General features: G+C 40.4%; 16 protein-coding genes. 11 read left to right on the top strand and 5 right to left on the bottom strand.

Features of this window, described 5'->3' with window-relative positions; all coding sequences use genetic code 11:
* Window positions 1-44: 44 nt before the first annotated feature.
* From ACZ5A8_RS06780 to ACZ5A8_RS06730, 11 genes are all read left to right on the top strand, one after another.
* Window positions 45-353, top strand: coding sequence for a hypothetical protein (locus tag ACZ5A8_RS06780; protein WP_464532967.1), 309 nt, complete (start codon window positions 45-47; stop codon window positions 351-353).
* Window positions 354-550: 197 nt separating this feature from the next.
* Complete coding sequence (locus ACZ5A8_RS06775; RefSeq protein WP_322223439.1) at window positions 551-748, top strand: hypothetical protein; 198 nt, start codon at window positions 551-553, stop codon at window positions 746-748.
* A complete protein-coding gene (locus tag ACZ5A8_RS06770) occupies window positions 735-2972 on the top strand; it encodes an amino acid permease (RefSeq protein ID WP_464532965.1) in 2238 nt (745 codons plus the stop codon). Before ACZ5A8_RS06775 ends, ACZ5A8_RS06770 begins: the two co-directional genes overlap by 14 nt.
* Before the next feature lie 272 nt (window positions 2973-3244).
* On the top strand, window positions 3245-4057 hold the full coding sequence (locus tag ACZ5A8_RS06765) for an alpha/beta fold hydrolase (protein ID WP_464532964.1): 813 nt from the start codon (window positions 3245-3247) through the stop codon (window positions 4055-4057).
* Between the two features lie 473 nt (window positions 4058-4530).
* A complete protein-coding gene (locus ACZ5A8_RS06760) occupies window positions 4531-4785 on the top strand; it encodes a hypothetical protein (protein ID WP_464532962.1) in 255 nt (84 codons plus the stop codon).
* A 381-nt stretch (window positions 4786-5166) separates the two neighbouring features.
* Window positions 5167-5988, top strand: a complete 822-nt coding sequence (locus ACZ5A8_RS06755) for a transglutaminase-like domain-containing protein (RefSeq protein ID WP_464534044.1) — start codon at window positions 5167-5169, stop codon at window positions 5986-5988.
* A gap of 399 nt (window positions 5989-6387) precedes the next feature.
* Window positions 6388-6849, top strand: a complete 462-nt coding sequence (locus ACZ5A8_RS06750) for a hypothetical protein (RefSeq protein WP_464532961.1) — start codon at window positions 6388-6390, stop codon at window positions 6847-6849.
* Between the two features lie 106 nt (window positions 6850-6955).
* The gene (locus tag ACZ5A8_RS06745) at window positions 6956-7435 is read left to right on the top strand and encodes a YgaP-like transmembrane domain (RefSeq protein WP_464532960.1); all 480 of its coding nucleotides are present in this window, start codon (window positions 6956-6958) and stop codon (window positions 7433-7435) included.
* 218 nt (window positions 7436-7653) lie between these two features.
* Entirely contained in the window at window positions 7654-8946 is a 1293-nt protein-coding gene (locus ACZ5A8_RS06740; protein WP_464532959.1) for a TIGR00341 family protein, read from the top strand.
* A gap of 146 nt (window positions 8947-9092) precedes the next feature.
* The gene (locus tag ACZ5A8_RS06735) at window positions 9093-9533 is read left to right on the top strand and encodes a DUF2267 domain-containing protein (RefSeq protein ID WP_229388336.1); all 441 of its coding nucleotides are present in this window, start codon (window positions 9093-9095) and stop codon (window positions 9531-9533) included.
* Window positions 9534-11501: 1968 nt separating this feature from the next.
* Window positions 11502-11783 (top strand): hypothetical protein, encoded by a 282-nt coding sequence (locus ACZ5A8_RS06730; protein WP_464532957.1) that lies wholly within the window; start codon window positions 11502-11504, stop codon window positions 11781-11783.
* A gap of 784 nt (window positions 11784-12567) precedes the next feature.
* On the opposite strand, the gene ACZ5A8_RS06725 is transcribed toward ACZ5A8_RS06730, so the two are convergent.
* The 5 genes from ACZ5A8_RS06725 to ACZ5A8_RS06705 form a co-directional block, all read right to left on the bottom strand.
* Window positions 12568-13923 carry a glycosyltransferase gene (locus ACZ5A8_RS06725; protein ID WP_464532956.1) on the bottom strand — a complete coding sequence of 452 codons (1356 nt, stop codon included), beginning with the start codon at window positions 13921-13923 and terminating at the stop codon, window positions 12568-12570.
* An 86-nt stretch (window positions 13924-14009) separates the two neighbouring features.
* Window positions 14010-15044 (bottom strand): glycoside hydrolase family 130 protein, encoded by a 1035-nt coding sequence (locus tag ACZ5A8_RS06720; protein WP_464532955.1) that lies wholly within the window; start codon window positions 15042-15044, stop codon window positions 14010-14012.
* Window positions 15045-15054: 10 nt separating this feature from the next.
* Window positions 15055-17451, bottom strand: coding sequence for a glycosyltransferase family 4 protein (locus ACZ5A8_RS06715; RefSeq protein ID WP_464532954.1), 2397 nt, complete (start codon window positions 17449-17451; stop codon window positions 15055-15057).
* Between the two features lie 692 nt (window positions 17452-18143).
* Complete coding sequence (locus tag ACZ5A8_RS06710; RefSeq protein WP_464532952.1) at window positions 18144-18959, bottom strand: IS5 family transposase; 816 nt, start codon at window positions 18957-18959, stop codon at window positions 18144-18146.
* Window positions 18960-19487: 528 nt separating this feature from the next.
* Complete coding sequence (locus ACZ5A8_RS06705; protein ID WP_464532951.1) at window positions 19488-21029, bottom strand: flippase; 1542 nt, start codon at window positions 21027-21029, stop codon at window positions 19488-19490.
* Window positions 21030-21701: the final 672 nt, after the last annotated feature.

Here is a 21701-nt window from a genome sequence, read left to right as displayed (position 1 = left end):
TTCAGGAATTTCGTGAGTCTAACATATATAGTGAAAAATGGCATATGGTAATACTGAAGCAGCTAAATTTTCCGAAAATTATCTGTTATAAGTTCCAGGCAGCCGGAGAAGAGCAGGTCAACCCGATACAGCAGTGGAACTCTAAAAACAGTATCCTGGACATTTCCGGTTTGTCCAGGGAATTGCGAGAGCAAGGTTTTAAGGTTGATATATCAATAAAGAAAAATCTAGCGAAGAAGAATGTAGCGAAGAAGAATGTAGCGAGGCTGAGAAGATCTGGAAAGCTATTATCATATCAGGAAACAGCAAGGCAGGACAGTAAAAATAATAAGTTAAGTGCAGAAAGTAACTGATTCGAAAGCAGTGCCCATTAAATGTGAATTGAAACTTAAATATGCCCTCGACGGATAATTATATGTACTATTTGAAAGCAAGAATCACTAAGACAGGATCGAAGCCTTTTGATCAGAAATAGGTTGCCTTCTTCCTCTAAAGACTTGTAATTCATGACCCGCCAAAACAGAGATTGAAACCGTACTGCAGGAGGAAAATGACGTTTTTCGGAGATTTTTATTCGAAAGCAGGATCCATTAAGCAGGGATTTGAACTCTCTTTGCCTGCCCGGATGTATGGTGCGGAAATGTATAATCAATACTGCAGGCATAATTATAAAATGAAAGTTTATACAGGGCCTGATTTACCTATTCGCGAACCCTGGAGAGACGGAGATATAGATGGCGCCAGTTGAAACAACGGAAAGACTGGGGCGCAGCCTGGGTTTTTTCTCAACTTTTGCAATAGGCACCGGAACAATGATAGGGGCAGGAATATTCCTCCTTCCCGGAATTGCCATGGCGAATGCAGGTTCAGGAGCAATAATCTCATTTCTGCTGGGCGGGCTCATTTCAATAGCTACAGCAATCAGCATGTCCGAGCTGGCAACAGGCATGCCTTTAGCAGGCGGCAGCTATTACTATATCAGCAGGACAATGGGAGCCGCATTTGGTGCAGTAATCGGGCTCGGTTCCTGGCTGGCACTCGTATTCAAAGGTACATTTGCACTCATAGGGCTTGCAGAATACTCTCAGGTCTTTCATCCTCTACCTCTCTATTTAGTAGCAGCTGTTACAGGAATACTTCTGCTAGTTATTAATTACCGCGGTGCAAAAAGCAGTGGTTCACTGCAGAACATTATCGTTATTATTCTACTGGTGATACTGGTCCTGTTCATCGGCGAAGTATCTTTCATGGTTAAGCCAGCTAATTTTTTCCCGGTAGCCCCGCACGGGATAACCTCAATATTCACTACAACAGGGATTATTTTCATCTCCTATCTTGGTCTGGCAGAAGCGGCCGCAGTAGCCGAGGAAGTAAAAAATCCTTCAAAAACCTTGCCAAGGGCGTTTATCGCCTCAGCAGTTGTAGTGACCTTATTCTATGTTGGTATAATGGCAGTAGTTGTAGGATTTTCAGGCTCTGAAGGGACCGCAACAACGGTCACTCCGCTGGCAGATATAGCAGGCCTGATTGGAGGAGATTCCGGGAAATTCTTTATTTCCTTTGCTGCCCTTCTTGCAACGCTTTCAACAGCCAATGGTGCCATCCTTTCCTCCTCCAGATTTCCTTTCGCAATGAGCAGAGATGCACTGATGCCCGAATGGTTTGTCATGATCCATAAAAAGTATGAAACTCCTTACAATGCCATACTGGTCACCGGGTCTGTAATGGTTGCGCTCCTGTTTTTGTTCGACATAGAGCAGCTGGCAAGACTTGGCGGGGCTTTTAACATTTTGATTTTCATCCTGCTAAATATGGCAGTATTGATCCTTAGAAAGCGGACTCTACCCGGATATGAACCAACATTCCGTGACCCCTTATACCCTTTCACGCAAATATTCGGAGTGGTCGGGAGCTTATTACTGCTGCCTCTTCTTGGTGGTTTACCTTTACTATTTTCTGTATTGATGATATTTGCCGGAGCTGGCTGGTACATGTTTTATGGAAAAGGCAAAGCCATGCCAGCTTATAACCTGTTTGACCTGCTGGAAAACAATGTCGAAAGAGTAAGTGTTGAACCAGTTTCTGTTGGCAGGGTACTTGTGCCGGTTTCCAATCCGGGGCATGAACGAGACCTTCTGAAGCTGGCAGATTTCCTGGGAAATGAGATAATTTGTCTGCATATAATTGAAGTTCCTCGCCAGACAACCTTAAAGGTGGCTCAGGAAGCCTATCACGAGAAAAAAATAGAGCTGGATTATCGTTTTCAAGAAGATTTCGATGTTTATCCTGCAAAGTTCGGAAATAAAAGAGAATTTATCGTTGCTTTTGACCACAGAATCTCAAATTCAATTATTGAACAGGCTGAAATTGAAAATGCAGACATAATCATTATGGGATGGCATGAATCAAAGAGGTTTAAGTATTCACTCGGAGACGTAACAAATGATGTTCTCGGATCCTCAAAAAGCCAGATTGCTCTATTAAAAGGACATCTGCCTGACAGCATTAAGAAACTTCTTGTAGCATATAATGGAAAAGAAAATTCGGTACATGGTCTTTATCTGGCAAAAAAGCTTGCTGTAAATACCGGGGCTGCAATTAGAATAATCAGCATCATCAGTCCCGATGAGGACCCGGATAAAAAGGCGAAAATTGCTGGAGAACTTGAAGAGCAGGCAAAAAAGATAACTTCGGTACCTGTCAGCTTCAAACTGCTCGAAAGGTACTCTATAGAAGATGCCATACTGGAAGTTTCAAACGGCTACGACTTGACAATTATTGGCGACTCGAGCGAGAGGTTTAAGATTTCTTTTCTCGGGACCCTGTCGCAGAGGATTGCCAGGCATTCCAGGAAGCCTGTAATGATAGTTAAAAAATCAAAACCGATATCAAAAGAGAGCCTGAATTACCTGCTGAAAAAATCTGCTAAGAAGATCTATGCAAGGATCAGGAAAGAAGAAGATGCTGATTAAGGTCTTGATTAAGATCCTGATTAGACCCGAATTATTTGTATTAGGTCCTGGTTAAGTGCGGACTAAGACCTGGGCTAAGACCCTGATTAAAACCCTGATTAAGTCCGGACTAAGACCCTGATTAAAACCCTGCATAAGACCGGATTAAGGCCGGGGTTATCAGGTTCAATAATGAGAGAAAGCCCCTAAATAAGGAGCCAGGATTCAGATAATTAATGAAATATAGCGATAATAGTAATCAGGGCTGAATTGCAGGAAGAGAGGCACCAGATATGACTGCAGGATACGCTGACATTGGAGATGGGAAGCTCTACTATGAAATTGAGGGAAAAGGCGAGGTGCTTGTGCTCATACACGCGGGTTTTGTTGACAGCCGCATGTGGGACGGGCAGTGGAATGACTTTACACAGCATTACAGGGTTCTTCGCTTTGATATGCGTGGGTTCGGAAAATCCGATTCTGCAACAAGGCCGGTTTCCCGCCGTCAGGATTTATACCTTTTGCTGCAGGAACTCGGCATTGAACATGCACACATATTGGGCTGCTCCATGGGCGGAGAAACAGCCATTGATTTCACGCTTGAGCACCCTGAGATGGTGCTGTCTCTGATCATTGTTAGCGGGACTCCGGGTGGCTTTCAAATGAGAGGGGCTCCTCCTTCTCAGGTTATGGAGATGCTGCAGGCTCTCGAGCAGGGGGATCTGGATCGCGCAAGTGACCTGCAAATCCGTCTCTGGGTTGATGGTACTTTCCGCCAGCCAGAGCAGGTTGACTCTCGCGTCCGCCAATATGCGGCTGAAATGAACCGGATTGCAGTTGAAAATAAAACATGGGCTATAGCCGACGCCAACCCTCTTAATCCTCTCAATCCGCCGGCTGCCGGGAGGCTAGATGAAGTCAATGTTCCTGCGTTGATTGTAGTCGGTTCTCTTGATAATCCTGAAATTCTCAGGGTTGCTGACCTGCTTGCAGACGAAATTAAAGGGGCAAAAAAGATTATACTTCCTGATAGTGCCCATGTGCCAAATATGGAAAAACCTGCTGAATTTAATAGGATTGTGCTGGATTTCCTGAGTTATCTATGAGGCAGCAAAGAGATCAGTGAAATTCCCTGTTTAAAGGCAACCTTCAGGAGCACTTTTTAACGTAAATATTTCTATTCCTTAACTGCTCGATTAAATTAAGGTTAAAGTAGCTCTCTGCTGAATAACCTTTTTTTCAATCTGTCATATTTAGTCCGTACACGTTCAATCTGTAAAATACTCAAGCTGTTCATATTCAGTACACGCTCAATTTGTTCATGTTCAGTCTGTACACACTCATCTGTACACTTGCCGGCTTGAATTTCTTGAGACAATGACTCTTTCCTTTGATTTTATTCTCTACTTTTTTTCCTGGTCAATACTTTAAGGTTTTGAAAGGGAAAAAGCCGATTATATGAATAATAAAAGGTTATAGATGCAAACATATAAAAATACTTAAATCTGATTATTACCCATTTATTTTTTTGAGCGTTTAGCGCAACCAAATAAACAATTTTTTATGGGGGATCATACTAATGTCTGTAAAAATTGAATGGAAAGTCTTTACAGCTGAAACACAGAGTGACGGGACCTGGAAATCGAACAGTCCGAGTCTTGAAGAACTGCTTAACGTTATAGCCAGCCCTCTCAGGATTAAAGAATATACTCCGGATATCGAGCATTCGATGGCTCAACTGGCAATTAAGGGACTGCCGTACTTTAGAATAACTGAGGTTACTTCAGGAAATAAGGGGGCATCAGGGATTAAAACGGAGCAGGCCCATGCTTGAAGAGAAAAAATATGAAAATGTAATATTTGCAGGGAAATTTAGTTTGATATTCTATACATAGTTGATAATGAAATAATAGCAGGAGAGATTTATGGGAATCTTATCCATTATTTCACACGTGAAATGCAAATATTGTTCATCATGCCCTCAATTCCAACCTAAAGGAAAATATTGCGAAGGGCTAGATTATCCTAAATGCGGGGTATTTTTAAAAAGAAGAAGGGAAATATAAGCTCTGGTATAGAAACCAGAGGATAATATTAGAATTTAAAGAGATTTTCTCTATTATATTTAGAAAAGTTTAATAATCTATTAAACTTATACAGTACTTTTTGTACAGTATTTCTTATACGTACTTCTGGAGCTGATTTTGTGGCCTGTATGAAGGCTTTAAAATTTTTATTCCTTATTTTTCTTGTCTCCTTAACAGCCGGCTGTATGGACACTGGTAACCTTAAGGAGAACCTCTTCACTGATGAAGTTAATAAACTGCTGCCTGAAGGTACGGTCCCGGCAGGAGATTTCGAAGCCGAAGAAGCTGATCTTGCCGGAATCGGGGCGAGTGAAAGTACTCCTTCCCCGAGGATACCTGAGGTGCCCACATATTCCGAAGAGAAATCAGGAGCTGTTTATCCAAAAGAATACAGGTTGCTGTCTCTGAACTTTCGGAGGGCTATAGGATCAGGAGAGGAAAGGATAGAGACAGAGGTCTGCAATATCACAGGAAAAGCTTCAGGATACAATATGGAAGATGCCTGCAATGTTTTTAATCACGTAAACAGGCACTGGCAGTACAGGTACGACAAAAATGCCGAATTTTTTTTCGGGGCTTCACAGACTATCGACAGCGGATATACAGGGGACTGCGATGACTATTCAATTGTTATGTCTGCTCTTTTGAAAAATATGGGATTCAATACAAGGATAGTTACGGCATACAATGAGTCTTACGGGCACGCTTATCCTGAAATTTACATAGGGAATAACAGGGATACGGCTTACGAGATACTTGACTACATAGCAGAGAGATACTCTTCTGCCGAAAATGTCTGGTACTCGGAGAGAGTGCTTGAAGATGGGCAGGAAACGCAGTACTGGCTCAACTTCGACTGGAGCGGATCAAACGGGTACAGACATCCCGGAGGCGAATACTTCCGGGGGACATGTATTATATATTACCCGAACGGTCTGATTGAGTTTTGAAGCAGAAACAAATGCAAACTTTGCCCGGTTTCAACTCTCAGCTAGTGCCTGATTAACTGGTTGACCTCTCCGGAACCCAGAAAGGATCTTTTTATTTTTTCTCCCTGCACCACGCTTGGTCCAGGCAGCCTGTCAGCCAGATAATATGAGCTGAAGACCGATACCTCAATTAAGAGATCCTAAGACGTGTCTGATACCTATTTTAAAAATCGAAAAAGCTTAGAAAGCAGAGCAACGTCCCGAATTTTTTATCCCGTAGTATAAGTATCAAATAAATTTTTATGATTAATTTTATATGGTCATACCTCCACCCTCTTTTAGTAACAGGTATTCCCGTTCAGGGTATCAGGGGAGACGGTAAAGCCTGAAAATATGCTTTATGAAGAGGGGGAATTTTATGTGATTACTGATTTTGGGGAGCTTATCAGGGGAGACAGAGTAAGGGCAAATACATCTCCCAATATTAACGAGGCAATCGATCGCGAAATCGCAGTAACAGTCCGGTTCTATGCAGGCAAGACCGATTACGAAATTTCAAAAAGGATTGAAGAGCTCGATAATGAGTGGGATATAGGGCGTCATGTTGAAGCTCGGGCGGCTGTAATTTCTATGATTGGATTGGTGCTTGGTTTGAACAGGGGCAAGAAATGGTTTATCCTGCCTTTAATAGCTGCAACCTTCCTGCTTCAGTACGCTGTACAGGGCTGGGCTCCTCCGATACCCGTGCTCAGAAGATTTGGAATCCGTACGAGACAGGAAATTGATGTGGAAAAATATGCCTTAAAAGCCCTGCGTGGGGATTTCGATGAGATTTCTTCTCAGGAGAGTAAAAGCAGGGCGCACAACACAGGCTGGCAATGAAAGTAAAGGGTTTAAGACTCAGGCCTTAATCATTTACTTTTAATGTCTATAAATGCTTGAAATCCATTTATAAAAGTGAAACTCTGTTTATTTAGAAGGGGAAGTTATGTTGATTACTGATTTTGGAGAATTCGTGAGGGGAGATCGGGTCAGGGCTAACACGCCTCAAGAAATTAATGAGGCTATCGACTCTGAAACAGCAGCAACAGTCAGGTTCTATGCAGGTAAGACCGATTACGAGATTTTGGAAAGGATCAAAGAACTTGATCATGAGTGGGATATAGAACGCTATATCGAAGCCAATGCAGCCATATTTTCTTTCATTGGTGCAGTGCTCGGTTTAAAAAGGAGCAGGAAGTGGTTTATTCTGCCTATCCTGGTTGCAATCTTTCTGCTCCAGCACGCTGTGCAGGGTTGGTGCCCCCCTGTGTCCGTATTCAGAAGGCTTTTCATACGCACCAGAAAAGAAATAGAGCTCGAAAAATATTCATTGAAGGCTTTGCGTGGGGATTTTGATAGGGTCCCTTCTCAGGAGAGTGAAATAGACCGTGCAAGGGAAGCTATCAACGGCAGCAGGAGTATCTGAGCCGACGAGCAGCCCTGAACATTTATTTTTTTGATGCCTTTTTTCAATACCCTTTTAATATTTGTGTTTTAGTGTTTTTTGTTGTTTAATCAAAGGAGATCCCGGAGTTTTTTAGTATATTTGTAGCAGGATATTTGAGAACCGATTTGCAAGTTCCATGCAATTACATATCGATTATTCTTCATAATTCATATATTCGGACAACTTTATATTATGTCATGCGTCTCGTCCAGGTGCTTATTCCTGTAGGAAAGCGAGAGTCCGTGCTGGCTGTTCTCGATAAAGAACAGATTGATTACGCTGTCTGGGATGAGACCGGAAGAGGAGACTTCGAGGCTCTTGTCCAGTTTCCCATCCCTCCCATAGGTGTCGAACCTGTGCTTGAAAAGCTGCGCGACGCTGGAGTAATTAAAGGGGTATACACAATAGTATTGTCCCCTGAGACAGTTATTTCCGAACATATTGAGGTGTTGAAAAGACGGTATTCCGGAGAGCGCATCTCAAGGGAAGAACTGGTCGCACGTGCACAGCACCTTGCACCTGCAGCTTCAACTTATTTTGCTTTTCTTATTCTTAGCACAATTATTGCAACTGCAGGGCTTCTGCTTGACTCGGCTGCAACCATTATCGGAGCAATGGTAGTTGCTCCATTGATGGGACCCGCAATCACTGCCAGCGTCGGAACAGTAGTGGACGACCGAAAACTTGCCTCTCGAGGAGTATTGTTGCAGGTTACGGGTCTCCTGCTGGCAATTGCAGTTTCTGCCCTGCTCGGCTTCCTTATTAAAGAATCTTTTTTTCTCCCTCCAGGTCTTGATATTCGGGGCGTGCCCCAGATTGCTGAGCGCATAAGCCCGAATTTCCTGTATGTATTACTTGCCCTGGGATCGGGCCTTGCAGGCGCTATCAGCGTAATGCGTAATGTAGGTTCTGCTCTAGTAGGGGTTGCTATTGCTATCGCCCTGATTCCTCCTGCAGCAACTTCAGGGCTAGGGCTTGCCTGGGGGCTTCCGGAAGTAGCTCTTGCTGCGGCTTTGCTTGCTGTTATTAACATGCTTGCCATTAATGTATCCACACTCGTTCTGTTCTGGATTGCGGGTTTTCGGCCTCTTGAGTCTTCTGCTATAGACCATGCCCGATACGCTGTAATATCACGCAGTGCAGTGCTCTTCAGCGCAATTGCCGTCCTCTCTGTCATCCTGATCCTGACAAGTTTTGCTTCTTTCCAGGCTTATATTATTGAGCAGCAAGTAAACGAGGAAGTTACAACTATGTTTGAAGAACCCGGTTACACAGATATGGGGCTGACACTTGCCGAAGTTACTGTCAATTATGAGCCTGCGTACTTTCTTTTCGAAGAGCCTGTAAGTGTAGATGTTGTTGTGGCTCATCCTGCTGCACAGGAAGTCCCTCAGGATATTGCTATTCAAATCGACAACCGCCTCACCAGGGTTATAGATAAAGATTTCCGGGTCAATGTCGGGTTCATTGAGACTCAGCAGACTGCGTAAACCCGCTGCTTTAAACTCTTTTTTTAGGCCCTGTTTTTCCCGATTTCTTTCTCGAATTTTATTCTTAGATATAATTATATAAATACAGACCCTAATTTGATTCTGCCGAATGCTATTGATTTTCATAACATCAAGGGGGAAACGGAATGAGTACAGGTGTAACCAATCTTGACAGCAGTATTGAACTTACCAATGTCTGGCTTAAGGATATTCTTGAACAGTTAAAATGGCAGAGCAAGAACAGTGCATACGAAGCTCTCAGGGGCACGCTACATGCACTCAGAGACAGGCTGCCGATGGAGGAAGCAGTCCAGCTTGCGGCACAGCTGCCTCTTGTAATTAAAGGAATGTACTATGACGGCTGGACACCCCGGGACAAGCCGGAAAAGTTTAAAAAAGAAGAATTTGCAAGAAGGGTGCATGAGCAGTTTGGGCTTGATTCTGGTGTAAATCCGGCTGAGGTTATCCGGGGAGTTCTACGTGTCATGTACAGGCACATGGGTGAAGGTGAGCTCGGACATGTAAAAAGCAACATGCCCGCGGAAATTCAGGAATGGTTCCCGGAAGAGATGAGACCAAAACAGTAAAAAGGTATGTCCAAGGTCAGTCTAAATTGAGTATTTTTTTGAAGGAGCTTTCTCTTTTTACTCTCAGTTTCCTTTTATACTTATAATTTCATCTATTTTTCCCTTGCTTGCTGTCTTTTATCGAGTGGGATCCACAGCTCAGAATTATTTCTTGGATTCTCAAATTTGAAATAACCGGTTGAGCTTCCGATTCTGATATGTTTTGAAACTCTTATTGGGCTCATTCCTGAACACAAAAATTGTATCTCTGGATTCTCAGATTCCTGTTGATCAGTCAAGTTTCTGATTATGAGAATGACTCCGAAATCTTATTGATGTGGAAATAAAGTTTTTTTGGATGAGCTATAAAATGTCGTATTATTTTAATTGGTGACTATGGCTTGTAATCTTTATAGGCCCGTGTTGTGGAAAATATTAACGATAAAATGCTTGCTTTAACCATTCAGATAGCCTCATTTTGTTCCTTGATTCTTGTTTTTAACCAATCTGACTGTTGCATTCATATAGCTGTCTGCTAATTTCAGAAAAGCCCTACCATAACCTAACTACAAGCCCTTATATAACGAGACTCGAAAAACCTGATATACAAAAGATTTCAAGCTTAAAGAAATCCTGTATTGGGCTTCTAACATATATGCTGAAAAAATTATTTAATATAAAAACATCCGAATTTGACGAAATTAGCTCCAAAAATTCAAAAAAATGTGTACATCGAATGACATCATTGCAAATTCTAGGGCACGTAGCTGAAAACACTTATGACTTAAAAGCGAACCAGTAATGACTGCAGGCCGAAAAATCCAGTCTTTAATCTCTGAGAAAATACGGGACTGCTTGTTAGCTGTCAGCCATATCATCTATAATCTCCTGTCCTGCAAGTTTTAAAATAAATTGCAGGCTTTAATTTAAGACTCTGCTTTTGTTACTTGTTTTACATAACCACTGAGTCCTACTTCAGAAAAGGGTTATAATAGGCCTGAAATTTTTTACGCCAGGCAATTTTTTGCTTGAAAACAATTTTTTGTATAATTTATTTAATATAATTTATGCTATTACTATGTGCTGGAGTTGGGAAGTAATAATTGGAGTTGGGAAGTAATAATTGGAGTTGGGAAGTAATAATTGGAGTTGGGAAGTAAAATGGGGTATCTACCAATATAATCTAACGCATAAAGAATCTCCTGGGGTTGCTGGTCCACTTCGAATCAATATGCTTGGGGGAGCATAATATTCGAAGAGACTGTATTGGGGGATACAGTAGATACAGCGCCTTCGGGCTTCTTCTTGCATTACATATTCAGAAGATTCTTTATCAAGTTTAAAAATAACAATTCAAGGGTTTTATTCATGAAACATCTAAACATATGTCCAAAATGTGACGCTAAACTGAAATTGCGCCTAGATGGCGAGACCCAGTATTGTAGTATTTGCAGTTACTGGACAAAACTAGGTACTGCAAGGCTCGATTCAATAATGATTTACGGATGAGGACTCTGTATGAAAAATGCCGAGACTTTTTAATATCTTCTGAGATTGCCAAAATTTATATTTATTTTCAGAATCCAGTGACTGCAATCAAAAATCCACAAAATAGTAAATTCAGAAAATAGTAGATTCAGAAAATAATAAAAGTCTCGAATATTAAGACAGCTTCTAAGTAAAAACTACGAAGGATTACCAGAATAATCAAGCATTAATTTATGCTGTTATGATCCATATAATGATTAAAAGATTGGCTAGTCTCAAACCTTAAGTAAACAATAAGGAACATTCAGACAGGCTCTAAACAGGATTTACGCAGTTAAACTGAAAAATTCAATTGTATTAAAAGTTTAACTGTATAACATTTAAATTGGGTCACAACGTTTATTGTACTTGATTTTGTACTCTAAGTATGTCCTGGTAGTAATCAGTTTTTTTGAGTTTGCAGTTCGAATGGACAGAGCACTTTTAAAGAGGGGGAATATTATGTCAGTAAAAATCGAATGGCAAATCTTTACAGCAGAAACACGGAGCGATGGCACATGGAAGTCAAACAGCCCAACCCTTGAGGAGCTGCTCAACACCATAGCATGTCCGGAAAAGATCAAAGAACACAACAGTCTGGGCATCGAAGACTCTATGGCCCGTCTGGCAGTCAAAGGGCTGCCATATTTCAAAATAACTGAGGTTACCTCAGAAACGCCGGGACAAAAAATTTCCCGAAACCTGTATGCTAAAAACACCAGTTCGAAAGTAATATTCGTTTAAAAAGGATTGAGCCTTGAAAATGTCGAGCTCGATAAAACTACTTAGTCAGTATTAGCAATCAAGCTAAAGGGCCGTTACTAAATAACTTAGGCAACACATAATTATTTTGGACCAAAATCGATGGGCTTGCGTGTGAAAATGGTTGAGTACAGCCTAAAAATAGGTCTATGTTATTTCGCGGTGGATCCTTAAGGTCTATGTTATTTCGTGGTGGATCCTTAGTATGAGAAGTGAGGAAATGACAAGTTGCCTTTAAAGCAGGCAACTGCGTAAGTCCTAACTGGATTAAAAGCACAGATAAAGTTTTATAACTTTTATGAAAGTTGGATATTTTAAAAATTTCTCTACTGGTTAGTGGTTCATCTTGTAGTGTTTCTTGTATCTATTTTTTAATAAAGCAATCTTTGTCTCGATGATTCTGGTCAGGAAGAAATCGAAGCTCTATTCAACGATTTTCTTGAGGCTCTCTCAGTTGAACATGAAGGTGGGAGTTTTTTAGTTAATTGTCTTATAAGCTAACCGCGCCTCAATGTCCCCTGAGGGTTTTAAAATCATTTTAATTTTGAGCTCATCCCAAAACCAGGTTTACTCTAAAATCAATAAGAATCTCAGAACTGTTTTCCGTGATCAAAAACACGCTTGATTATTCAAAATTCGCATTTAGAGGAGTAGTTCTGAGTTTTGGGATCGGCTCTTTGAATATTATATTATAACTTTAGCGACTTCTTCATGTCTGCACAGGATTTCCAACCTAAAAACTGGTTAAAAACCAGTTAAAAACTAATTAAATACAGATCTGTTCAACTCTTCCATATTTGTCCTCAAGCCTTTCGATATCATCTTCCCCCAGATAGTCTCCCCGTGCAATTTCAATGAAAACAAGATTTTCATCGTCTATATTTTTTATACGATGAACCTCGTTTACCGGAAAATCGACAGAATCTCCGGCAAGAACCCTTATTTCACTTCCGCTTTTAGTTACAAGCCCTTCTCCGCTCACTATGTACCAGTGCTCATTTCTATGAGCATGGCGCTGAAGTGAGATTTCACCCTGAGGTAGAATCGTAATAGTTTTGACTTTACATCCTGGCTTCTGCAAAAGTACCTCATAGTACCCCCAGGGCCTTTCTGACTCACGTTTGCATTTCTCAAGAATTGTTTCGTACACTTTGATGTAATCGTCCACCATCCTGTCAACAGAGAAGCGTTTTTCCACGCTCTCTCTGCACTTTTTGCGGGATATGGTGTCCAGCCTCTGGACAGCCTCTGCAGCTTCATCAACGCTATTAACCAGAAAGCCAGTCTCTCCATTACTTATAAGTTCAGGCATCGAACCTCTGTTCATTGCAATTACCGGTGTACCGCTTGCCATAGCTTCAATAACACCAAGTCCAAAAGGCTCATCATAATTGATCATATGCAGGAGAGCACGGGCATTTGACAGGAGTTCTTTCTTCCGCTCAGGATCGACATGACCCTCATAAATGATCTGTTCATTGTCTATGTGGGGCTTGACTTCTTTTTCAAAATAGGCCTGATCCGCAATAAAACCAGCTATTCTAAGTTTCCTTCCGGTCTTTTTTGCAACTTCTATTGCTTCTCTTGTGCCCTTGTCTTTGTGCAGGCGTGATAAAAATAGGAGATAGTCCTGTGGCTTATCATTAAAATGAAAGCTTTCTATCTCGATTCCGTGTCGGACCGTTGCTATATAGTCCAGCTCATTGCACCTGCAGGCATCACTTATGGACACATAAAAAGTTCGATTGTTGTATTTTTTGTAGACAGGCAGAATTTTCCTCGAAGAAATGCCGTGTATTGTTGTCACAACAGGCGTATCGACAAGTGCACTGTAGGTAAGAGGAAGATAATCAAAATGATTGTGTATTATATCGAACTCATTTGCTCTCTCAAAAAGTTCTGAGATATGCAGACATTCATAGACCTTTGTGATTATATCCTTATCTTCTTCGTAGGGTCTTGGACATACTGCATGAAGTTTGGCTGCGGTGTGCGAATCTGCTGTTGCAAACAGCGTGACGTCAATACCCCTTTTTATCAGTCCTTCGGTTAATAAAGAGACTATCGATTCCCAGGGCCCATATTTTTTAGGCGGTGTGCTCCAGGCAATCGGAGATAACATTGCAATTTTTATAATAATCCCCCCTAAATACTTACTTCTTAAAATTTATCTTCGAATCTAATTGTAAGTTTATTTTAATTGTAATTTTATTTCAATTTTATATCACCTTTTTTAGGATCATTGGAAAGCCCCCTGTTTTCTTCAAACGATCTACAATATTCTTCAGGACATTGTATCTCAGGACATTCATGGATATACTCAAGTATATCGCTTACTTTTGCGCTGGCCATTGATACAGAAGTATCCGCACTTCCATAATAAATGCGGATTTCATCATTCACCAGAACCCATCCGCAAGGGAAAACGACATCATTAACGTCCCCACTGCGTTCATACATTTCACGAGGCCCAAAAACCCATCCTTCTGACCTGTGGAGGACTTTCCTGGGGTTTTCAAGGTCAAGAAGGGCCAGCCCAAGTCGGTAACTTGCTTTAGATGTTGTCTGGCGTACCCCATGATACATTATTAACCATCCGTCAGGGGTACGGATTGGCTGCGGGGATAAACCTATCTTATGGGCATCCCACCATCCGCCTTCTCGAGCATATAAAAGAACTTCATGTTCACCCCAGTATTTCATATCCGGAGAAAAAGAGATCCAGATATTTGCCTTTGCGCCCTGCATACCAGATACAGGCCTGTGTAGCATAGCCCACATGCCGTTAAATCTTACAGGAAAAACAGCAGCATCTTTATTTTCAGGCGGCAGAGTAGCCCCTACTCTCTCAAATTTACGGAAATCTTCTGTAAAGGCAAGAGCTGGTAAGGGACCCGAATCTGAAAAAGCCGTATATGCTACAGCCCATTTTCCCATCTCGTCTATATAAGTTATACGTGGATCTTCAATGCCATATATCTCTTCAGGATAGTTTACAGGATCAGGAGATAAGGTTGGTTCGCTGTCAATTTCCCAACCATCGATCCCGTTACTACTTCTGGCTACTGTAAAGTGAGAAAAGCCCCTGTGGTCTTCAACCCGCACGAGCAGTAGAGTTTTACCATCAACTATAGCGGCTGCAGGATTAAACACTGAATGGGCCTGATACGGCCAATCTTCAACAGTAAGTATAGGATTTCTTTTATACCTTTGGAACAATTCTCCATGTTCTTTCCAGGTCATGTTACTTCCCTCATTCCGCCTGATTTGCTGATAATAGATTCTTTGTTCTCTGCAGAGCCCCGTTATCTGCTTCATCGCTTACTTTGGATTGCAATATCGTACTGAAGAGCTTATTTGTGTGTTTATTTAAAGAGCTCAAAGCCATAAGGAAGCAGATTACGGATTCTGCACCCTGATTACAGTTCATGCCGTCGCTGTTGAGCCCGTCGCAGACTGCACCTGTTGAATAATCGTATATGGCAGCTTTCAACCGGTTTCTGCCCAGGAAATATTCAAAAGAGTATTTTGCAAGTTCCAGATATTTTTTCTCACGCACAATTTCATAAGCCGAAATATAAGCCTGAGTCAGGTAACCTGCTTCTATAGGTTGCTGGTCAAAAATTGGCTTTTCTCCATCATAAGAATACCAGCCCTGGTTCCCAACGATGTCAAAAAAGTCCCCTTTCCACTGAATCCCAGTAAGGAAATCAAGAGTAGCAAGACCAATTTGTTTATAAGTTCTGTTTTTGGTATAATCATATGCCAGTAAAAGGGATTCACTTAACTTTGCATTGGCGTAGGTAACTGTAGGTTCAAACCAGTCCCAGTCCTCTTTATGGTTCGCCTCATATAAGTCAACCAGAGAATCTGCATGGCTGGTAAATATAGATTCAAAAGTATCTTTTTCTGCAAGGGAGTCTCTGACCCTGACAGCATCTCTGCGTGAGTAGAATAAAGACCCAAATTCGTCTGCATCCACGCCTTTTTTGAGTATCTCATACAGGCCGCACATTGTATAGGCTTTTGCCCTCGGATAGCGTAGATTTTCCATTTCCGGCTTGGATCTGCTTACAAGGGTATGTGCAAGCGTGCGCATATTTTCTGGAAGGTAAGGACAACTTATCATGTGTCCAAGCCCATAGATCGCACGCCCAAGAGTATCTTCACTGCCTTTTTCGTCTAAAAATTCTCTTTCATAGCTCATGAAGTTATGAAAATGACCCGTGTCTGTCTGGGCATGTTCAAGAAAGCTCGTGTATGTCGTAATTAACTTGCAGAACTCGTCAGACCTTTCCCCATTATTTATTAACTGTGTCAGAGCAACAAGAGCCCTGCCCACATCATCAGTGCTGTACCCATGACGGCGAGCAGGTACACCAAGATTGGTGTGCTGTATAATGCCTGTATCATCGGTCAATAGTTTAAGGTGATCAAATTTAACTTCGGGAAGCTGGTCTGGAAGGAAATTAAATCTGTTCTGTATTCTTGGATAGGTACTGTATTTCTTTAAAGCCTTGCTAAAAACGGCATTATATTCTTTACCTACATTTTTCCAAGTCATTTTTCTACCAAAATCGTACGCTTTTTTGCGCATAATATCGCACTCTTCTGGATTTTCAATTAAGTATAAAAGGGAATTTTTAAAACCTTCCTTATCTCCGAAATCTACGAGCAACCCACGGTTATCGGAAAGCATTTCCTGGGCATACCAGTAAGGAGTGGATACTATCGCTTTTCCCATACCCATGGCATAGGTCAGAGCGCCACTGACAATCTGTTCCCTGGAAAGATAAGGAGATACGTAAACATCACTGGCCAGGATATAATTGCAGAGTTCTTCTTTTTCGACAAATTTATCGTGAAATATCACGTTATTCTCAAGTCCAAGTTCTGAAACCTTGTTTTTGAGACATTGCCTGTATGTTTCTCCCTGCTTCCTTTTAACCATAGGATGCGTAGCGCCCAGAATAAGATACTTAAGGTCTGGATATCGACTTACAACCCCAGGAAGAGCATCTAGCATACTTTCTATCCCTTTATTCTGGCTCAGCAGACCAAAAGTAAGAACAAGTGGAGATCCTTTAAGACCCAGTATTTTTTTATATTTTTCACAGTTGTTAAACGGATAGTCCGGTACTCCATGGAATATGACTTCGATTTTGTCTTCAGGAACCTCATAAACATCTTTTAGCATATCGACTGCCGTCTGGCTCATTACAACCAGTTTTTCGGAATACCTGATGAGCTTTTCAGTGGATACCAGATATTCAGTGTCAGGCTCCTGAATTACAGTATGCATTGTGGTTATTACAGGCTTGTTTATTCCTGATAAAATAGCAAATATGTAGTCGCCTGCATCCCCGCAAAAAAGGCCGAATTCATGTTGAAGGCAAACAATATCGGCATCAGATTGATTTATGTAGTCAGCAGCGCGGTAGTAATCATCTATCTTGTCTCTTTGAATTTGAAAAACGACCTCTTTCGGATAATTGTAAGTTTCAGAAGGGTCATTCAATGCAATAACTTCGCAACGAACTCCTTTGTCATCTCCAGAAACCGAATTTAAAAGATCAGAAGTGAATGTAGCAATCCCACACTCTTTTGGAACATAAGTCCCTATAAATAACACTTTTAATTGCTTATTCAAGTAATCCCTCCAAACTTGCATTAATTTATTTCCCACTTTCCCAATTATCTATTTACAAATACCTGGCTCATCAAAACTTCCATGACTTCGTCTGGAAGCTCATCAAAAAGTTAGCTCATCAAAAACTTCTATGACTCCGTCTGGAAGCTCATCAAAAAGTTAGCTCATCAAAAACTTCCATGATTTAATCTGGAAGTCCCCCAAAAAGTTAACTTATCAAAAGTTAGCTTATCAAAAACTTAGCTCATTAAAAAGTTAGCTTATCAAAAGTTAGCTTATCAAAAACTTAGCTTATCAAAAGTTAGCTTATCAAAAACTTAGCTCATTAAAAAGTTAGCTTATCAAAAACTTCCATAACTGCCTTATGTTTTTATAAACTTCTCTATCTGGCTGGGACTTCTCTTGATGAGTTCATCCTCCCAGATTAGGGCATTTTTGTCTTTTACCTACCTTTCATTATATACTGTTTATATGCTATATAAATGTATAGTTGTCTTTTTCCAAACCTGATTAAATATTATGTTGATGTATATATAAAAAATTCAACCCAAACGTTTGTTAAAAGACGGTTATTTAGGTATAGCAACTGGCTTTTTCTATTCGTATTGGAAACTGAATATACTGAAGACTGGGTTTTGAGCCAACTCCTTTTAAACCTATATCTCAGAGCGTGTCTGAATATTATATTTTTCTCATTCGGTTAACGTTTTGATACGACTCAGTCGTCCAATCGTTATGTGTATGATCGCAGCATACACCAATGATTGACTTGATTCTGTCAAACCTTCGTAATCTTTACTCAAACGTCGATATCGACCTAACCATGCAAATGTACGTTCTACTATCCATCTGTGAGGAAGTACTTTAAAGCCTTTGACATCGCCGCTGCGCTCAACTATTTCCAGTACCCATCCACACATTACATTGACCCAATCAACCAGTTTACCCGAGTAATCAGCATCGGCCCAAATAAGCTCCAATCGAGAAAATCTTCCAGTAACTTGTTCCAGAACAATTTTAGCCCCATCTCGATCCTGGATATTGGCTGTATGGACTACAACCATTAACAGTAATCCTATTGTATCCACCAGAATGTGGCATTTTCTCCCTTTTACTTTCTTGGCAGCATGATAGCCGCGTATTCCTGGTGTTTCTGTGGTTTTAACTGACTGGCTATCTAAAATCGCTGCACTTGGCTTTGTTTCTCTTTCATATGCAATTCTCGATTCCGTTCTCAATGCAGCATTGATATGTTCCCAAATTCCTCTAATCCGCCAAAGGCGGAAATAATGGTAAACAGTTTTCCATGGTAGAAATTCGTAAGGTAACATTCGCCAGGCACAACCAGAACGTAACAAATAGAAGATGGCATTCAATATTTTTCGATAGGAATGAACACGTTTTCTACTTCGATTCGTTCTGGGATTCCGGAAATAAAGCTTAATTAATTCCTGTTCTTTATCGGTTAAATCACTAGGATAAGGAAGTCTTCTAGATCGTTTTGGCATTGACGAACAATCAGATTATAGGAATTATTTAATTTTAGGACAGGTTCTCAGATATAGCCTGGAAAATTGATTAATAGAAATAATGATCAAAAATAAGGGTTGTGTCCGTGTGTTATTGATTAAATCTGACAAAGCGGGCATATTTGTTTTGTCTGTACAAATTTGAAATTACTCTCTGTTTGCTGTTTTCAGTAACTTCCCCAAGGCCCTATATTCAGCGGGTCGACATAAAGAGTTAGATATTTTGACAATATTGTTTTTGAACATCCTATAAATTGTATTTAAAGTGTTAACATATGGCCCAAATCTCACCACTGTAATAAGCAACGAACATTTTGCAACGATGTTTAGTCTGGGAAGCGATATGTTTTCCTACAAAAGCACTATCATTAATAATACTCGGGAAAAAATAAGTTACCTGCCAAAAGTATGATACAGAACTTTTTAACTTAAAAACTGCGCAAAAATAGAATTACCGGCATTCTTCAAAGGGATATTTGCCGGCTTCTTGACAATTCTGGAAGTAAATTAGGATGCAAGAGCTTTAAGTGCCTGAAGGATGTGGATGTCTATATTATACCTAATGGACTTACTTATTTTTCTCGCCATGTCCATCTCTGCGTCGTCCAGCACATTTGCGTACCGGATAATCACAAAGTAAACTATAATAAAAGCTGTATATTCCAGGTTTGTTCCAGTCAACAGAAGTGCTTTTCCGGCTGAAAACATAGCCACGACCATAAAAATGTCGATGAAGGTTAATCTTCTGTACGTCGAAGTGAAGGGGTGCATGTTCTGTTTCTTCCAGATTTTTAAGGTCATAAAGACTTCAATTGACGCAAAAGATACGGAAGATGCAATTGCTGCTCCTATCATTCCATATTGAGGTATAAGTATGAAGTTGAGAAGGACATTCATTCCCGCACTTGCCATCGAACACTTCATAAGGAAGTCAGAATCTCCAGATGCCATTATTGTGTGATAGTTAAATCCGAAGTATGAGTTTGTTATGAACCCCAGGGAAAGGATGCGAAGGACTGTAACTCCACTTGCATATTCTGCTCCATAGATTCTCGTGAGAAGATATTCGGGGTACACAAACATCAACACAAAGATTGGAAAGGTGAACAGGAAACACCATTTGGTCGTTATCTGGTAGATAGGTCCAATTAATTCAGTCCTGTTTTCTCCCCAAAGCTTTGAGATTACAGGAATGTATACAAATCCCATAGAACCGATTATCATGGACAAAAAACCTACCAGGGGATACACTGCACTGTAAACTCCGACCACTTCGGCTGACTTGAAATAACCAAGCATTATAGTATCTGTCCAGGTCATGAGGTTTAAAAGGGTTGCAGTTATTAAAAGCGGGAAAGAATATCTGATCAATTGCTTCGTAGGTTCATTAAACTTAAGTTTTAATTTCAGTTTAAATGGGGGCCTTTTCATAAAGTATACTGACATTACACCAAATGTAAATATCATGGAAAGCAGATCCACAAACACTATTCCGTGAAAAGATACGCCGAAGAATACGGCAGTTGAAGCAAATACTAGCAGGGACAGGGGTCTTATGATATTATAGAAGTACATATTTACGTTGGTACGATCGAATCCTCTGTAGATTGCTACTGCCACATTCAAAAGTATAGTGAAAGGAAGGGCAAAAATCATAATTTTAACGACGGACAGGATTTTTCCCTGTATGTCGAATCCCTCTCCAACCAGACACTCGAATAATGCCGGTGAGACCAGCATGGCAAGTACAGCTGCTATCAGACCCATGGCTGCTGCTGATATAATTAACTCATGAATCTTGTAGTCTTCATTCCTGCCTCTGAAGTATGCAATATACCTTGGCACTCCTTCATTAAGCCCGAGAGTTGCAATAGCCCCTGTAATCGATATTACTGTAAGCGCAAGGGTATATGTTCCAAAATCGGCCGGCGACAGATATGAAGTGAGCACTCCTTTAATAGTAATCTCGAAGAGCAATCCAATAAATGTGCCTGCAAATATTACACCGGAACCTAGCACTATTCGGTTGACAGAGTCGTTAACTGACATGTTAACACCGTTTTATTGTCGTTCCAATATTCTCGAACTAACGGACAAAAACAGAATTCTGTTGCCCAGCCAGTGACGACTTGTAAACCAATTTCAGTCAACTCAAGATTGAAATCTAGAAAATTCTTCTCTGCAATCTCTTTATTTTTCACTTATTTTTTCCTTCTATTTTTTTCCTTCTTTAAAGCTCATTAAAATAATTTTAATACTGACTACTTCCTTATAATTTTTAAACATTTCCGTTTGGATTCAGGCGTTACAGAAATAATCTAATTTGAGAGAATTTGTCTCGGGATAAGGGCGGAATCAAAGCAAATCTGCATAGAGACATCAGGGTATTTCGGCACAAGAAACGTTAAGATATGCCTTGAAATTTAAATAAGCTTAAAAAAGTTAAGAGATTAGGGCATGGTCAATTACGAAAATTGCAAACAAAATAATATTCTCTAAAATCTAACCAAATAGGGCGAATTATAGTTTTTCTGTAATAATTTACATATAAGAAGAGTTATATTTTTTAAATTGTTGATTGTTTAAAATCAAAATTGAAGTGATATTACTGTTAAAATTAAATCAAACTAGACTAAACTAAATTAAATTAAACTAGACTAGACTAGACTAAACTAAACTAAACTAAACTAAACTAAACTAAATTAAATTAAACTAAATCCT

Source organism: Methanosarcina subterranea (assembly GCF_055385895.1).
Note: the sequence above shows the minus strand (reverse complement) of the source record. Positions and strands in the feature narration are given on the sequence as shown.